Source organism: Tardiphaga sp. GW822-FHT04G09 (genome assembly GCF_058800725.1).
On the sequence record NZ_JBXAMO010000014.1, the window covers coordinates 124,051 to 138,671 of the forward strand.

12 protein-coding genes are annotated in these 14,621 nt (G+C 63.2%); 5 read left to right on the forward strand and 7 right to left on the reverse strand.

All coding sequences use genetic code 11. The features are described from left to right. Positions 1-15: 15 nt before the first annotated feature. The 3 genes from AC1RLZ_RS21745 to AC1RLZ_RS21755 all read right to left on the reverse strand — a co-directional run bounded on the left by AC1RLZ_RS21745 (position 16) and on the right by AC1RLZ_RS21755 (position 3,093). Positions 16-1,062 (reverse strand): lysylphosphatidylglycerol synthase domain-containing protein, encoded by a 1,047-nt coding sequence (locus AC1RLZ_RS21745; protein ID WP_371422270.1) that lies wholly within the window; start codon positions 1,060-1,062, stop codon positions 16-18. Positions 1,063-1,393: 331 nt separating this feature from the next. Beyond that, a complete protein-coding gene (locus AC1RLZ_RS21750; protein ID WP_493190282.1) occupies positions 1,394-1,693 on the reverse strand; it encodes a hypothetical protein in 300 nt (99 codons plus the stop codon). Continuing rightward, positions 1,690-3,093 (reverse strand): OmpA family protein, encoded by a 1,404-nt coding sequence (locus tag AC1RLZ_RS21755; RefSeq protein WP_493190283.1) that lies wholly within the window; start codon positions 3,091-3,093, stop codon positions 1,690-1,692. Before AC1RLZ_RS21755 ends, AC1RLZ_RS21750 begins: the two co-directional genes overlap by 4 nt. Before the next feature lie 162 nt (positions 3,094-3,255). Here AC1RLZ_RS21755 and AC1RLZ_RS21760 point away from each other — a divergent pair, with 162 nt between their 5' ends. Further along, entirely contained in the window at positions 3,256-4,314 is a 1,059-nt protein-coding gene (locus AC1RLZ_RS21760) for a polysaccharide deacetylase family protein (protein WP_493190284.1), read from the forward strand. Positions 4,315-4,373: 59 nt separating this feature from the next. Here AC1RLZ_RS21760 and AC1RLZ_RS21765 read toward each other — a convergent pair whose 3' ends face one another. Next, a complete protein-coding gene (locus tag AC1RLZ_RS21765) occupies positions 4,374-5,099 on the reverse strand; it encodes a CBS domain-containing protein (RefSeq protein ID WP_493190285.1) in 726 nt (241 codons plus the stop codon). A gap of 182 nt (positions 5,100-5,281) precedes the next feature. Here AC1RLZ_RS21765 and AC1RLZ_RS21770 point away from each other — a divergent pair, with 182 nt between their 5' ends. The 4 genes from AC1RLZ_RS21770 (at position 5,282) to atzF (ending at position 10,612) form a co-directional block, all read left to right on the forward strand. After that, the gene (locus tag AC1RLZ_RS21770) at positions 5,282-6,088 is read left to right on the forward strand and encodes an SDR family oxidoreductase (protein ID WP_493190286.1); all 807 of its coding nucleotides are present in this window, start codon (positions 5,282-5,284) and stop codon (positions 6,086-6,088) included. A gap of 259 nt (positions 6,089-6,347) precedes the next feature. After that, positions 6,348-7,097: a cysteine hydrolase family protein gene (locus AC1RLZ_RS21775; RefSeq protein ID WP_493190287.1), complete on the forward strand. Its 750-nt coding sequence runs from the start codon at positions 6,348-6,350 to the stop codon at positions 7,095-7,097. Then, the gene (locus tag AC1RLZ_RS21780; RefSeq protein WP_493190288.1) at positions 7,094-8,737 is read left to right on the forward strand and encodes a regulator; all 1,644 of its coding nucleotides are present in this window, start codon (positions 7,094-7,096) and stop codon (positions 8,735-8,737) included. Before AC1RLZ_RS21775 ends, AC1RLZ_RS21780 begins: the two co-directional genes overlap by 4 nt. A gap of 69 nt (positions 8,738-8,806) precedes the next feature. Continuing rightward, the gene (gene atzF / locus AC1RLZ_RS21785; RefSeq protein ID WP_493190289.1) at positions 8,807-10,612 is read left to right on the forward strand and encodes an allophanate hydrolase; all 1,806 of its coding nucleotides are present in this window, start codon (positions 8,807-8,809) and stop codon (positions 10,610-10,612) included. 143 nt (positions 10,613-10,755) lie between these two features. Here atzF and AC1RLZ_RS21790 read toward each other — a convergent pair whose 3' ends face one another. The 3 genes from AC1RLZ_RS21790 to AC1RLZ_RS21800 form a co-directional block, all read right to left on the reverse strand. Further along, positions 10,756-12,801 (reverse strand): methyl-accepting chemotaxis protein, encoded by a 2,046-nt coding sequence (locus AC1RLZ_RS21790; protein WP_493190290.1) that lies wholly within the window; start codon positions 12,799-12,801, stop codon positions 10,756-10,758. 318 nt (positions 12,802-13,119) lie between these two features. Then, positions 13,120-13,809 carry a 3-oxoacid CoA-transferase subunit B gene (locus AC1RLZ_RS21795; RefSeq protein WP_371422260.1) on the reverse strand — a complete coding sequence of 230 codons (690 nt, stop codon included), beginning with the start codon at positions 13,807-13,809 and terminating at the stop codon, positions 13,120-13,122. Further along, on the reverse strand, positions 13,806-14,477 hold the full coding sequence (locus AC1RLZ_RS21800; protein ID WP_371422259.1) for a 3-oxoacid CoA-transferase subunit A: 672 nt from the start codon (positions 14,475-14,477) through the stop codon (positions 13,806-13,808). Before AC1RLZ_RS21800 ends, AC1RLZ_RS21795 begins: the two co-directional genes overlap by 4 nt. Positions 14,478-14,621: the final 144 nt, after the last annotated feature.

Genomic DNA, 14,621 nt, shown 5'->3' on the forward strand with positions numbered 1-14,621 from the left:
GCGAATGCGAATGTGTCAGGCGCCGGAGCGACCGTGTTCCTTCAGCGGATGGCCGACATCGGGCTTGGCCTCCGCTGCGACCGCCTGCAGCTTTTTCGATCGCGAACCAACAATAAGCTCGCGAAGCGTCAGTAACATGACTGATATAAAGAATGGCGCGAGGTAATAAAGCACCCTGAACAGCAACATGCCAGCCAGCAGCTTTTCCTGATCCATCATTTCGAGGCCGACCAGCATCGCGGCGTCGAACACCCCAAGTCCGCCCGGCGAATGGCTGGCGAACCCCAGCAAGGTGGCCGAGACGAACACCACCGCGACCACAACGAAGCCGACATCGGGCTCGGCGGGCACCAGCATATACATCGCCAGCGCGCAGAAGCTGAGATCGATGATACCGATGGTGATCTGCAGCAAGGTCAGCGGGCCGCCGGGCAGCACCACCGACCATGGGCCACGGCCAACGCTGCGCGGCTTCATCCAGACCCAAACCACATAGCCGACGAGGCCGGCGAGGATGACAAAGGCCAGGATGCGGTTCAGCCAGGGCGGCACCTGGTTGATCGCGCTGGCGGCTTCCGGGTGATAGGCGATGCCCATGCCGAGCACCGCGAGATTGCCGAGCCAGAAGGTCAGTCCGGCCAGAAACACGATCTTGGCGACATCGACCGCGCTGAGGTCCCAGGCCGAATAGATCCGGTACCGCACCGCACCACCGGTGAACACGCTGGCGCCGACATTGTGGCCGATGGAATAGCTGGTGAAAGCCGCCAGCGCATTGATCCGGTACGGCACGTCGCGGCGGCCGATCGTGCGCACCGCGAACCAGTCATAGAATGTCAGCGTGAAATAGCCGGCCGCGACCGACAGCGCGGACAGCATGATCAGCCGGGGCTCGGTCTCCGTCATCGCCCGGAAGACGGCGGCGGCGTCGATGTTGCGAAGCTTGTGATACAGCATGTAGCAAGCGACGCCGATCACCGCGACGCTAATCAAGACACCGAGTTTGTGCAGGATTTGCTTCTCGCGCAGAAACGAAATCGCCCTGCGTATTGCTTCCAGCATCTCAACCTCGAATGCGATCCTTTGACCAGGGAGATCTGGACCAGGGAAGTCTGACTAACCTTGGCGGAACCGCCACATCACGTTGTCTTCGGCACAACCGTCGTAGCGCGTTTTTCGGCAAAGTGAAATTCGCCGGCTGTGAATAAAAACAAGCCACATCAGTATATTAGGTCACCCCGAACAAACCACCAGCGTCACGGGCACATTCGCTGCGGCAAAATGCCGACATCCTGACGCGTCTCACGTCACAATGAGGCTTTCGTGACCCCATGTCGCCGATTTGGCGGCGAGACGTTGATAAAACAGACGACAGCGGCATGCACCACCGACCTCACGTCGAGCGGGCCTGCTGCCTGGCCACCACAATGTCGCGCAGCCACGAGCCGATGGCGCAGCCGACGAGATAGAACGCCAACAATGCGAGGCCGAGATCGAGCCAGTAGCCGAAACGGCCGGGCACGACTTTGGCAATCGCGATGCCGACGACGACCACGGCGATCACCGACAGGCGCTGGATCCATGCGCGCGACACCGAACGCCCGCGATAGACCACGGCGATCCAGCCCGTGCAGAAGCCGATCAGGAACGCCCCAAGCAGCCAGCCCCAGTGAAACATGGCAAGATAGGTCATGGCGCTTGCCTCACGACGAATTCGATCCGGCGATTCTGCAGCTTGCCTTCGTCGGTCTCGTTGGTGGCGATCGGCTGTGTGCTGCCGTAGCCGATGGTCGAGAAACGGTCCGCCGGGAGGCCGGCTTTCACCAGATAATCCTCGACCGCAGCCGCGCGCTTTTCCGACAGCGACTGGTTAAACGCCGCGTCGCCATCGCCGTCGGTGTGACCGGCGATCTCGACCCGGACATTGGGGCAGCGCATGGCGATTTCCACGAGGCGGTCGAGCAAGCCCGCGGAATCCACATTGATGCTGGCGCTGGACGTCTCGAACCGGATGCGGCCCTTGGTCAGATTCTGCGCGAACAGCTGCTGGCACACGCTGGCATCGACCGGTGCCGCGGCGGGCTTCACCGAGACTTCGGCCTTGGCCTGCCAGCCCTGCGGAAGCTCCCGCGCCAGACTTGCGCGGATCTGGTCGGCGGCGACCTCATAGAGTGCGTCGCCCGACAGTTTCACCTCGCGGTCAGACACCACCAGCGCGCCGGTCGACAGCCGCGACAACGCGCCGAGCGCCGTTGTCACCGCTGCAGCAAAACCACCGGGCGCGCCGATGCTGGCCTTCAGGTTGTCGACAATCTTCTCATTGCCGAACTTGCGTCCGGCAGCCGACGCAAGCGCGGCGTGGATGTTGTTGTCCGGGACATAGCCGCTCAGCGTCAGCGTGTTGGTCACCGGATCCTTGTTGGCCTGGAACACATAGGGCGGCGCCTTGATGTCGTTGGCCGCCACGGTGAAGCCTTCCGGCAGGTTCTTCAGCGCCGCCGCGACGGCTTCGCGGCCACCGAGATCGCGCGCCATGCCGGAGAGGCTGACATTGGTATCCGAAATGACCGCCTTGCCTTCCTTCAACTTGGCGACCTGATCAAGCAACAGCACAGCTGCGGCATCGAACCGCGGCGGCGCGCCGCGCTTCAGGCCCATGCGGTCGGAGACCTCGGTTCCGCTGAGCGCGGCGCGGGCCGCTTCCACGATTCGCGCCTTGCTGGCGGGTAATGGCGCGGTTCCCCACAGCGTGACACGGACATTGTCGCGCTCCGCGACCCAGACGAACGGCTTGGCCTCGGCGACGAGACGGGTTTCGTCATTGACCAGGCGCACGCCCGGCGACGCCTCGACCGACGAGACGGCGCTGCGCCGCCCCTCTTCGGAGAAGGCTTCCGCGGAAAAGGTGACGTCACGGCCGGCAACCGTGATCTGGCTCTTGTCGAGGATGGTGTTTTTCAGCGCCGCAGTGCTGCGCGCCGTTAAATCCGTCTCAAGCGGAATCGTGCTAACCCAGGCAGCAACCGCCCAAAGGATGGCAAGCGGGATGAGCCCCGGCCACCATTTGGCACTCCACCTGTAAAATCCGTGCATTCGACGTCCTGCGGGTCTGGAAACAGAGAGAAAACAAACCCTTGCGGGACTGTCAAACTGAAATCAAGGCAAACCTCTGGCGCCGCCGCGGGTATTCGAATAACGCTTTGTTCAATCGTTTCTGATCATTTCCGTGGGTAGCATCAATTGCTGGGTCATACGATGAAGCAGATTCGCAACACGATTATTCGTGCTGGCCTGGATGCGCTGTATTTCAGCGGGGCCCACCGGGTGTTGCGACCGATCTTCGGCGGCGTGGGCACCATTTTCATGCTGCACCATGTGCGCCCTGCCCATGCCGGCCCGTTCCAGCCCAACCGCCACCTCGAGATCACGCCCGATTTCCTGCGCGCCACCCTCGCTTATCTGCGTGCAACCGACGTCGATATCGTGACCCCCGATGAAGTGCGGCGGCGGCTAACGGAGCAGGATTTCTCGCGCCGCTTCGCCTGTTTCACCTGCGACGACGGCTATCGCGACAACCGCGACCATGCCCTGCCCGCGATGCAGGATTTCGACGCGCCCTTCACGGTCTATGTCACCAGCGACTTCGCCGCTGGCACCGGCCGGCTGTGGTGGGTGACGCTGGAGCGCATCGTCGCCAAAGCTGATGTGATCGAGACCCCGATCGACGGACAGATGGCGCGCCTGGATACATCGACCCTCGCCGGCAAGGATATGGCGTTCGACCGCCTGCATGGCTGGCTGCGCGGCTTGCCGGAAGAAGCGGATATCCGCCGCGAGGTCAGCGCGCTCTGCGCTGCGCATGGCATCGACGAAGACGCGGTCAGCCGTGAGCTGTGCATGTCGTGGGACGAACTCAAGCCTTTCGCCGCCGATCCGCTGGTGACGATCGGCGCGCATACCGTGAGCCACTGCAATCTCGCCAAACAGACCGAGGCGATGGCCGCGCATGAATTGTCAGCCAGCCGCACCGATATCGAAAACGTCCTGCAGCGCCCGGCCGTGCATCTGGCCTATCCCTATGGCGACCGCTGCGCTGCCGGCACACGGGAATTCGCACTGGCGAAAAGCGCCGGCTTCCAGACAGCCGTGACGACCCGCCCCGGCGTGATCGCCTCGGAGAACTCCTCACAACTTACGGCGCTGCCGCGGGTCTCTCTGAACGGCAACTATCAGGACACCCGCTATCTGCCGGTGCTGACCTCCGGCGCGGCCACCGCGATGTGGAACGGCTTCCAGCGCCGCGGCGTCGGCTAGTCTGGCCATACGCTGCAGGCGAACTGCAGCCTCGCTGGCGTCTTGCGTCCCGCGCCGGATCAGACCGGCTTTTGCGGCGCATCGGTCTCCGGCGGAAAATACACGCCCGACATCGGATCGACCCAGCACAGATGCTCGTTGACGCGGGTTACGCCAGCCACATTTTCAGCAGCCACGACGATCGCCCGACGGACATTCTCGTCCGTGATGAAGCCGTCGATGTCCACGACGCCATCCTTCACCCGGACGTCGAGGCCGAAGGGTGTCCATTCGTTATGCCTGAGCACGGCGACGATGCGGCGGCGGATCAACGCATCACTCGACTCGACATCGGAGACATCGTGCATGACATCGGCGATGGCCTCGACGAAATTCTGCCGGCTGACGATACCCACGAGCTTGTCGCCCTGCACCACCGGCACGCGCTTGATGTGATACTTCTCCATCACCTCGACGATATCGGCTAGGCCAGTGTCCTCGGTCACCGTGCGGACCTCGCGGGTCATGATCTCATGCACCTTGCGGCCGGCTTCGCGAACATAATCGATGGCCTGCAGACTGGGGCCACGCACGAATTCGAGCCAGCGCGGGCGCCTGCGCTGCGTGCCGACCTCCTGCCGACGCAGGAAATCCCGCTCGGTCACAATGCCGACCAGCTTGCCGGCGGCATCCACCACAGGCAATCCGCTGACGTGGCAGTCGATCATCAGCCGCGCAGCTTCGCTGATCGACGCGTCTGGCGACACGGTGACAAGCTTGCGGGTCATAATTTGATGAGCTCTCATGACACTCTCCCGTTGGGTTGAGGTCCGTTTGCCGGACGAACCAACACGAGAAGCCTACGCCGGCCGCCGGTTCCGGCCTTGATCTGGGTCAACTGCAGCAGCGCTGGTTGACTCGCCTTGTTGACTCCCCTTGCCCGCCGCCGCACACAATCGGCCCAACGACAAAACAAACGGGAGGCATCATGTTCACCAATCTGTTTTCGCTCGATGGCCGCATTGCACTCGTCACCGGCGGCTCGCGCGGCATCGGCAAGATGATCGCAGCGGGATTTCTCAGCCAGGGCGCAGCCAAGGTCTACATCACCGCGCGCAAGGCCGGGCCATGCGAAGCGACCGCAAAAGAACTCTCCGCGCAGTATGCCGGCGAATGCATCGCACTGCCGATCGACATCTCGACCATGACCGGCATCGAGATGCTGGCTGCCGAAATCAAGAAGCGCGAACCCAAGCTCGACATTCTCGTCAACAATGCGGGCGCCGCCTGGGGCGCGGACTTCGACGAATTTCCGGAGAGCGGCTGGGACAAGGTGATGACGCTGAACGTCAAGACGCCGTTCTTTCTGACCAAGGCGCTGGCCGGACCGCTGCGTGCAGCAGCCAGCGCGGACAAGCCCGCCAAAGTCATCAATATCGCGTCCATCGACGGCATCTTCGTCAATCCGATGGAGACCTATTCCTACGCCGCCAGCAAATCAGGCCTGATCCACCTGACGCGCCGCATGGCCGTAAGACTGATCAAGGATCACGTCGTCGTCACAGCCATCGCGCCGGGCCCGTTCCAGTCGGACATGAACAAGGCCGCCCGCGACAATGCCGATGAAGTGGCGACCCGCGTGCCCGCCGGCCGTATCGGCACCGACGAGGACATGGCAGGCACCGCTATCTATCTCGCCTCGCGCGCCGGCGACTACGTGGTCGGCGCAACCATCGCGGTCGATGGCGGCATCGTTTATGCGAATCCGGGCATCAAGGGCGACGGCTGGGATTGAGGACATGCGCGGCGCGTCATTGCGGGCCCTCAAGGGCTGCAATGACGCGCTGCCGATCTATCAGCCTCGGCTACAAACTAGGCAATTAACCAGTTCTCGGCCCGAAGACGACATTTAGGCTGCAAAGCTATTTTTGAATAACTGTCTGATTCCTATAAATATAATTTCCAGCATCGTCCGGCCGTCGTCGTTGTACACAATGGCACGCGCCTTGCTTCGTTAACTTCCGAGACATCCATGCCTCGGGGAGTGAACGGCAATGGCGGACTCACTGCATACAACGACGGTCCTTGCCGAACCCGACCCGATCGCGGTCGACTGGGGCACGACAGCACTCGTCATCATCGACATGCAGCGCGACTTCATGGAGCCCGGCGGCTTCGGTGAGACGCTGGGCAACGACGTGTCGCAGCTCGCCGGCGCCGTCGCCCCCATCGCTGCGGTGCTGAAAGCCGCGCGCGAGACGGGGATGATGGTGGTGCACACCCGCGAGGGACACCTGCCCGATCTGTCCGACGCGCCGCCCGCCAAGATCGAACGGGGCGCGCCCTCGTTGCGGATCGGCGATCCCGGCCCGATGGGACGCATCCTCATTCGCGGCGAGGCCGGCCACGACATCGTTCCCGCGCTCTATCCGGTCGAAGGCGAGATCATCATCGACAAGCCCGGCAAGGGCGCGTTCTACGCCACGACGCTCGGTGCCGACCTCAAGGCGCGCGACATCGACACGCTGCTGATCTGCGGCGTCACCACGGAAGTCTGCGTCAACACCACCGTGCGCGAGGCGAATGACCGCGGCTATCGCTGCATCGTCATCGCGGATGGATGCGCGTCGTACTTCCCCGAATTCCACGAGATGGGCCTGAAGATGATCAAGGCCCAGGGCGGCATCTTCGGCTGGGTCGCCGACTCCGCCGCCATTCTCGATGCCATCGCTCGTTCTGAAACGACACTTTCTGAAAACACACCGGAGACTTCCAACAAACTTGCAGCAGGAGCATCACGATGAGCACGACCGCAGGGACGTTTTCTAAAGATTCTGCCGGCAAATCCGACTTCAAGCCCGCTCTATGGACGCCGGGCGACTGGAACGCATTTTTCGGCTTCGGCACCAACATCCTCGTCAACATGCTGGTGCTGACCGGCCTGCTGCGTTTCGTCCTGAAAATGCCTGACAACATCGTGTTCGGCCGCATCCTGCCGGCGATGGGCCTGATGATGTGCCTGTCGACGATGTACTACGCCTGGCTTGCCTACAAACTGGCGGAGAAGACCGGCCGCACGGATGTCTGCGCGCTGCCCTCGGGCATCAGCGTGCCGCATATGTTCATCGTCACCTTCGTGATCATGCTGCCGATCTCGATCACGACAGGCGATCCCATCAAGGGCTGGGAGGCGGGCCTCGTCTGGGTGTTCTTCCAGAGCTTCATCCTGATGATCGGCGGCTTCATCGCCCCCTGGATCCGCAAGGTGACGCCGCGCGCCGCGCTACTCGGCACGCTGGCCGGCGTCTCCATCGCCTTCATCGCGATGCGCCCGGCGCTGGAAATGTTCATGACGCCGGTGATCGGTCTCACATGTTTTGCCATCATCATGCTGAGCTGGTTCGGCGGCTATAAATATCCCAAGGGCATTCCGGCAGGCCTTGTCGCCATTGGTGTCGGCATGGTGATCGCCTGGGGGTCGAACCTGCTCGGCATCGGCATCGGCGGCGTCAGCGTCGCCGGTGTCACCGCGGCCTTCAGCAATTTCGGTTTCTCGGTGCCGATCCCGGCCTTCGATCACGTGTTCTCCGGCTTCCAGTTCCTCGGCGTCATCCTGGTCACCGCCATTCCCTATGGCATCTACGACCTGGTGGAAGCGATGGACAATGTAGAGTCCGCGGAAGCAGCCGGCGACGACTATCCGACCACCCGCGTACTGACCGCCGACGGCGTCGTCTCGCTGATCGGCTGCCTGATGGGCAACCCTTTCATCAATGCGGTCTATATCGGCCATCCCGGCTGGAAGGCGATGGGTGGCCGGATCGGCTATTCGGCGGCGACCGGACTGATGGTGATCGTGCTGTCGTGGTTCGGCGTCATTGCCTTGATGCTGGCGATCATTCCTGTGGTCGCGATCTCACCGATCCTGCTCTATATCGGCATGCTGATCTGCGCGCAGGCCTTCGAGACCACACCACGCGAACACGCCCCCGCTATCGCCCTCGCACTGACGCCGCATCTTGCGGCCTGGGCCACGGTGCTGCTGTCAGGCGCACTCGGCGCCGCCGGGATGAATTTCGGCGCGATCCATTCGCCCGAATTCATCGCCAAGATGGGGCAGAACGGCGTGCTGTTCCACGGCCTCGAAGTCATGGGCGGCGGCTCGATCCTGGTCGGTCTCGTGCTCGGCGCCATTGCGGTGTTCGTCATCGAGCGCAAATTCATCAACGCATCAGCCTTCGCTCTGGCCGGTGCCGTGCTGACCTATTTCGGCTTCATGCACGGCGAAGCCATCGGCATCGGCGGCGGATTGGGGGTGACGCCCGGCGTCGCTCTCGCTTATGCTCTTGTTGCAGCCGGGCTCTTTGCCGCGGACAAGTTCGGTGCAACCAGCCTGTCTTCTGTCCCGCAATCGGAGCCGCCACTTGCCGTGCCTGCTGAATAATATCGTCTCAACCTGCGGGTGGCACACCCGTGCCATCCGCAGCAGGTTCGCATCGTGCAGTCTTGCATCGTGAGTGAGTCCGTTCCCGAAACCATTGCCGCCATCGTTGCCGCGCATCGCGCCGGCACCGTGACGCCCGCACAGACCGTTGCGCGCAGCTATCAGCGCATCCGCGAGCGCGGCGATACCGCCATCTTCATCACGCTGCGCGTTGAGGCCGAGGCCATCGCCGAGGCCGAGGCGCTCGCTGCGAAGGACCCCGCCACGCTGCCGCTCTATGGCGTGCCGGTGGGCGTGAAGGACAATATCGACGTCGCCGGCCTGCCGACCACCGCGGCCTGTCCCGCCTTCGCCTATAACGCCACGCGCGATGCCAGTGCCGTGGCGCGGCTGCGCGCAGCGGGCGCGATCATCATCGGCAAGACCAATCTCGACCAGTTCGCGACGGGTCTCGTCGGCGTGCGCTCGCCCTATGGCATTCCGAAGAATGCGATCCGCGACGATCTCGTGCCAGGCGGATCCAGCTCAGGTTCTGCCGTTGCGGTCTCAGCAGGCCTCGTGCCGCTGACGCTGGGGACAGACACTGCGGGCTCCGGCCGCGTGCCGGCGATGCTCAATAACATTGTGGGCCTCAAGCCGAGCCTCGGCCTGATCCCGACCGCTGGCGTCGTGCCGGCCTGCCGCACGCTGGACTGCGTCTCGATCTTCACGCTGACTGTGGACGATGCGATGGCTGCGCTCGATGTAATGGGCGGCTATGACGCGCATGATCCCTATTCGCGCAAGCGGGTGCCGGGTTCGCTCACCGCCTTTCCGAAGGGTCTCAAGCTCGGCGTGCCACGCAATGGCCAGTTGATCTTCTTCGGCGACAAGGCCTCGGAGAAGGCCTATGAGGACGCGCTGAGGCGCTGGACCTCGCTCGGCGCGACGCTGGTCGAGTTCGACCTCGAGCCGTTCTATGAGACCGCGCGGCTGCTTTACGATGGCCCGTGGGTGGCCGAGCGCCTGCTGGTGATCCGCGATCTGCTGGCATCGGCACCGGATGCGATTCATCCTGTGACACGCGAGATCACCATCGCCGGTGCACGCCAGAGCGCGACCGATACGTTTGCGGCCCTCTACAAGCTGCAGGATCTCAAGCGTGTCGCCGAACAGGCTTTCACTGCTCTCGACGCTTTGGTGCTGCCGACCGCGCCGACCGCCTATACGACGGCGCAGGTGCTGGCCAATCCCATCGAGCTCAATTCCCGGCTCGGCACCTATACCAACTTCGTCAACCTGCTCGACCTCTGCGGCCTCGCCATTCCCGCTGCCATGCGTGCCGACGGAATCCCGTTCGGCATCACGCTACTGGCGCCGGGCGGCGATGACGCGCTGCTGGCCAGTATCGGCCGGGTGTTTCACGCCGACACCAAACTGCCGGTTGGCGCCAGGGCCCTGCCGCAGCCGGCGCTCGCGCCGCTCTCGGACAAGCTCGCTGATGGCGAGATCGGCCTCGCGGTGGTCGGCGCGCATCTGTCGGGGATGGCGCTGAATAGCGAATTGCAGGCGCTGAATGCGCGCCTGCTGAAAGCCACGACGACGGCGCCCGACTACAGGTTCTATGCGCTGAACGGCACCACGCCGCCGAAGCCCGGCCTGCTGCGCGTCGCGCCCGGCTCGGGCACGGAAATCGCTGTCGAAGTCTGGGCACTGTCGGCAGAGGCCTTCGGCAAATTCGTTGCATCGCTTCCGCAGCCGATGTCGATCGGCACGCTGACACTGTCCGACGGATCGACCGTCAAGGGCTTCCTGGTGGAAGCCAGGGCAACGGAAGATGCGCGCGATATTTCGTCGTTTGGCGGATGGCGAGCCTATATGGCGCAAGCGAAATAACGCACGGCTCGTGCGCTCCCCCGCCCCGCGCTTTTGCGGAGAGAGGGCTCTCGCTTCACTTGCTGACGCGCATGCGGCGGCTCCCCCTCACCCGACCGGCTTCGCCGGTCGACTCTCCCCGCAAGCGGGGAGAGGCAAGAGAACTAGGCCGCCCGGATATTGCCCATGAAGCGATCGAGTTCGGCACGCAGGCGCGTGCTTTCGCTCGACAGGGTCTGCGCCGAATTCAGCACCTGAGCTGACGCCGCGCCGGTTTCGGTCGCGCCGCGATTGACGTCGACGATGTCGCCGGCAACCTGCTGGGTGCCATGCGCAACACGCTGGACGTTCTGCGCGATCTCGCGCGTGGCTGCGCCCTGCTGCTCGACGGCGCTGGCGATCTCCGAGGCGATGCCCGAAATTTCGCCGATGGTGCTGCCGATCTGCTTGATCGCCGCCACTGACTCCTGCGTCGCGCTCTGCATGCCTGCGATCTGGGTCGAGATTTCCTCGGTCGCCTTTGCAGTCTGGCTGGCCAGCGACTTCACTTCGGACGCCACGACCGCGAAGCCGCGGCCGGCATCTCCGGCACGCGCAGCCTCGATGGTCGCATTGAGGGCCAGAAGATTGGTCTGTTCCGCAATTGCCGTGATGAGATCGACGACGTCGCCGATGCGCTGCGCGGCGCGCGACAATTCGCCGATGCGGGCATCGGTCTGCTGTGCCTGCACCACGGCGCTGTCAGCGATCTTGCTGGAGGTCTGGACCTGGCGGCCGATTTCATTGACCGACAGGGAAAGCTCCTCGGTCGCGGTCGCCACCGACTGCATGTTGGACGAGGCTTCATCCGAAGCGCCGGCGACACGGCTCGACAATCCTTCGGTGGTCTCGGCGGTGCGCGTCAGCGTGCCCGCTGCGACTTCCAGCTGACCTGCCGATGCCGACACGTTCGAAACGATCGCCCCCACGGCGGACTCGAAATCGTCGGCAAAGCGAATGAGTTCGGCACGGCGCGCCGCACCGGCCTCGCGGCTTTGCTCTTCCTGTGCGGCGGCATCCCGCTCGGCCTTCGCGATGGCCTGCACCTTGAACTCTTCCACGGCGGACGCCATGTCGCCGAGTTCGTCGCGGCGGCCGAGACCCGGCAGCACGACTTCGAAATCACCGGCCGCAAGCTTGCGCATCGCCGCGCACATGGCGATCATCGGACCGGCAATGCTGCGCCCCAGCAGCAGCGCAAGAATGGCACCGACGATGAAGCCGCCAACACCCAGCACCATCACCTGACGTTCGGTGTCGTGGATCGTGGCGTCGGACTCGTTTTCAAGACGTTGCTGATCGGACAGCAGGTCCGCCTTCATTCCCGACGACAGCTTGGTGATCGCTGCCGCTGTCTCCGACATTTCCTGAACGAGACCGTCGATCTTCTTGGTGTTCTCAACGAACTTGACGAAGGCTTCGGCGTAGAGCTTCGTGTCCGCGGTGATCTCCTTCACCTTGTTGTTGATCTTGTCGTCATTGGCATAGATCGTCGCGAACGAGTTCTGCAGGAACTTGATGCGGGCCGTCGCGGCATTCGAGGTCTTGTCCTCGGCCTTGCCTATATAGGTATTCACGAGCGAGGTCGCTGTGATGAACTGGGTCGTGATCTCCTTGACCTGATCCTGCACGGAGGCAAGGCCGGCCATGGTCGCGGTGTCGCCGAGATCGTCGATCTTGTTGCGCAACATCAGGCTGGTACGCGACAACTGGGTCGATGCGATGGTGTCGTTCTGTCCCTTCAAGGTGAGGATGTCCGCGAACACCTTGGTGAAGGTGGTGAATTCGCGGGACAGTTTGGTGATCTTGTCGAGCCGCGCAGAATCCCTGGTCGCCTTCATCGACTGATCGATGGCGTCTTTCAGGCTCGCTTCCGCAGCCTTCGCCGCCTTCGCGTCCTCTTCACGGCTGGTGAGCACGTAATAGCGCGTCAGCGCCTGATAGGAGGTCAGTTCACGGTCGATATTGCGGGCCAGACCGGACTCCGCAACGCTGGTGCGATACGACACCACGCCGGCCGAGATGCGCTCGAAGCCGACATAAGCCAGCACCATGCTGAGCGCGGAGATGGCGAGCACGGCCGCAAAGCCCAGCGTCACCTTGGCGCGAAACCTGAGGGCAGGAAACTTAAAAGAAGCCGGCTTCTTCCGGACAAGCGTCGTCGTTGCCACCTGGGGCCCCCGTTCATCACTCCCAACATCCCGGTCATCGCGCGCAAGCGCGCGCAAAGCCGATGCCCAAACCTACGGCACATTGGCTAAGGACGAGTAAACGGATACCGGAACTTCTGGAGGTTGCGCGGCAGGCGAACGAGATCGCCCGTTATTATTCCGGGACGGGGCCGACGCCGTAGGCGGCGGGACCGAACCTGGAATCCCGACATGGGAATCTTCGGAGAGCCAAGCCACCCCGGGAATCCCCGCCACTCCAGTTGGAGTGGCTGAGGTCCGTGCGGCTTCGCCGCGCGCCCCGGAATGACCGCGTTTGGACTACGCCGCCATCGCCGGCGGGGTCAGCGACTGCCAGTTGTTGGCGAGCTGCAGCTTGGGCTCGGTGAGCGCCTGCAACTGCTCCAGCGTCATGCCCTCGACCATCTCGCGCACGAACAGGCCCTGCTCCGTGACGTCGATGACTGCCAGATTGGTGTAGATGCGCTTGACGCAGCCCGGTGCCGTGAGCGGCAGGCTGCACGTCTTGAGGATGCGCGGTTTCCCCTTCTTGTCGGTGTGATCCATGATGACCCGGATTTCCTTGGCGCCGACTGCCAGATCCATCGCGCCGCCGACGCCGGGCGGGAAGCTCGGGTCTTCCGTGGTCCAGTTGGCGAGATCGCCGGCTTCCGAGACTTCGAAGGCGCCGAGCAGACTGACATCGAGATGCTTGCCGCGGATCATCAGGAAGGCGTCGGCATGGTGCATGAACACACCGCCCTTGATCAGCGTCGTGTAGCTCTTGCCGGCGTCGATCAGATTCTCGTCTTCCATGCCGGGCTCCGGCTTCGGCCCGAGGCCGAGAATGCCGTTCTCGCTGTGGAAGATCACTTCGCGACCACCCGGCACATAGCTCGCCGCCAGCGTCGGCATGCCGATACCGAGATTGACATAGGCGCCCTCCTGCAGGTCCTGCGCGGCGCGCCAGGCCATCTGGTCACGATTCAGCGGCTTGTAAGTCGACGTCATGCCTTTGCTCCTACGACCACGATACGATCGATAAAAATGCTCGGCGTCACCACCGCTTCGGGATCCATGCTGCCGAGCTCGACCATCTCGTCCACCTGCACGACGCTGAGATCGGCGGCCATGGCCATGATCGGATTAAAATTGCGGGCCGACTGGTTGTAGACGAGATTGCCCCAGCGATCCGCCTTCCTGGCGCGCAGCAGCGCGACATCGCCCTTCAGCGGCTGTTCGAGCACATGCAGCACGCCGTTGATCTCGCGGGTTTCCTTGCCCTCGGCGAGCTTCGTGTGCGCGGTGACCGGCGAGAAGAAACCGCCGAGCCCGGCCGCATGGCAGTGCATGCGCTCGCTGATGATGCCCTGCGGCACCAGTTCCAGTTCGAGCGTCTTGTTGCGATAGGCATTGAGAAACGCGCTGTAATCGCCCGAGCGCGGATAGGAGCAGATCACCTTGCTGACGCGGCCGGAATTGATCAGGCGGGCCAGGCCGGTATCGCCATTGCCGGCATTGTTATGGACGATGGTGAGATTGGTCGCGCCCTGTTCGTGCAGCGCCTCCAGGAGATCATCGGCAATGCCGACTGTACCGAACCCTGCCACCAGGACGACTGCACCGTCCTTCACCCCAGCCACGGCCTCGGCCGGGCTGGCTACGCGCTTATCGATCACTCCCGAAAACTCCTCGTCGCGGAATTGCTATTGTCCGCAATCGCTTGCGGCATTTATTGCGCCGCGACTAGCAGTCCGCTGAAAAAGCTCAAAATCAGACTATTTTTCTATCCAATCGACGGGCTGGATGGTGGTGTAGTTTGC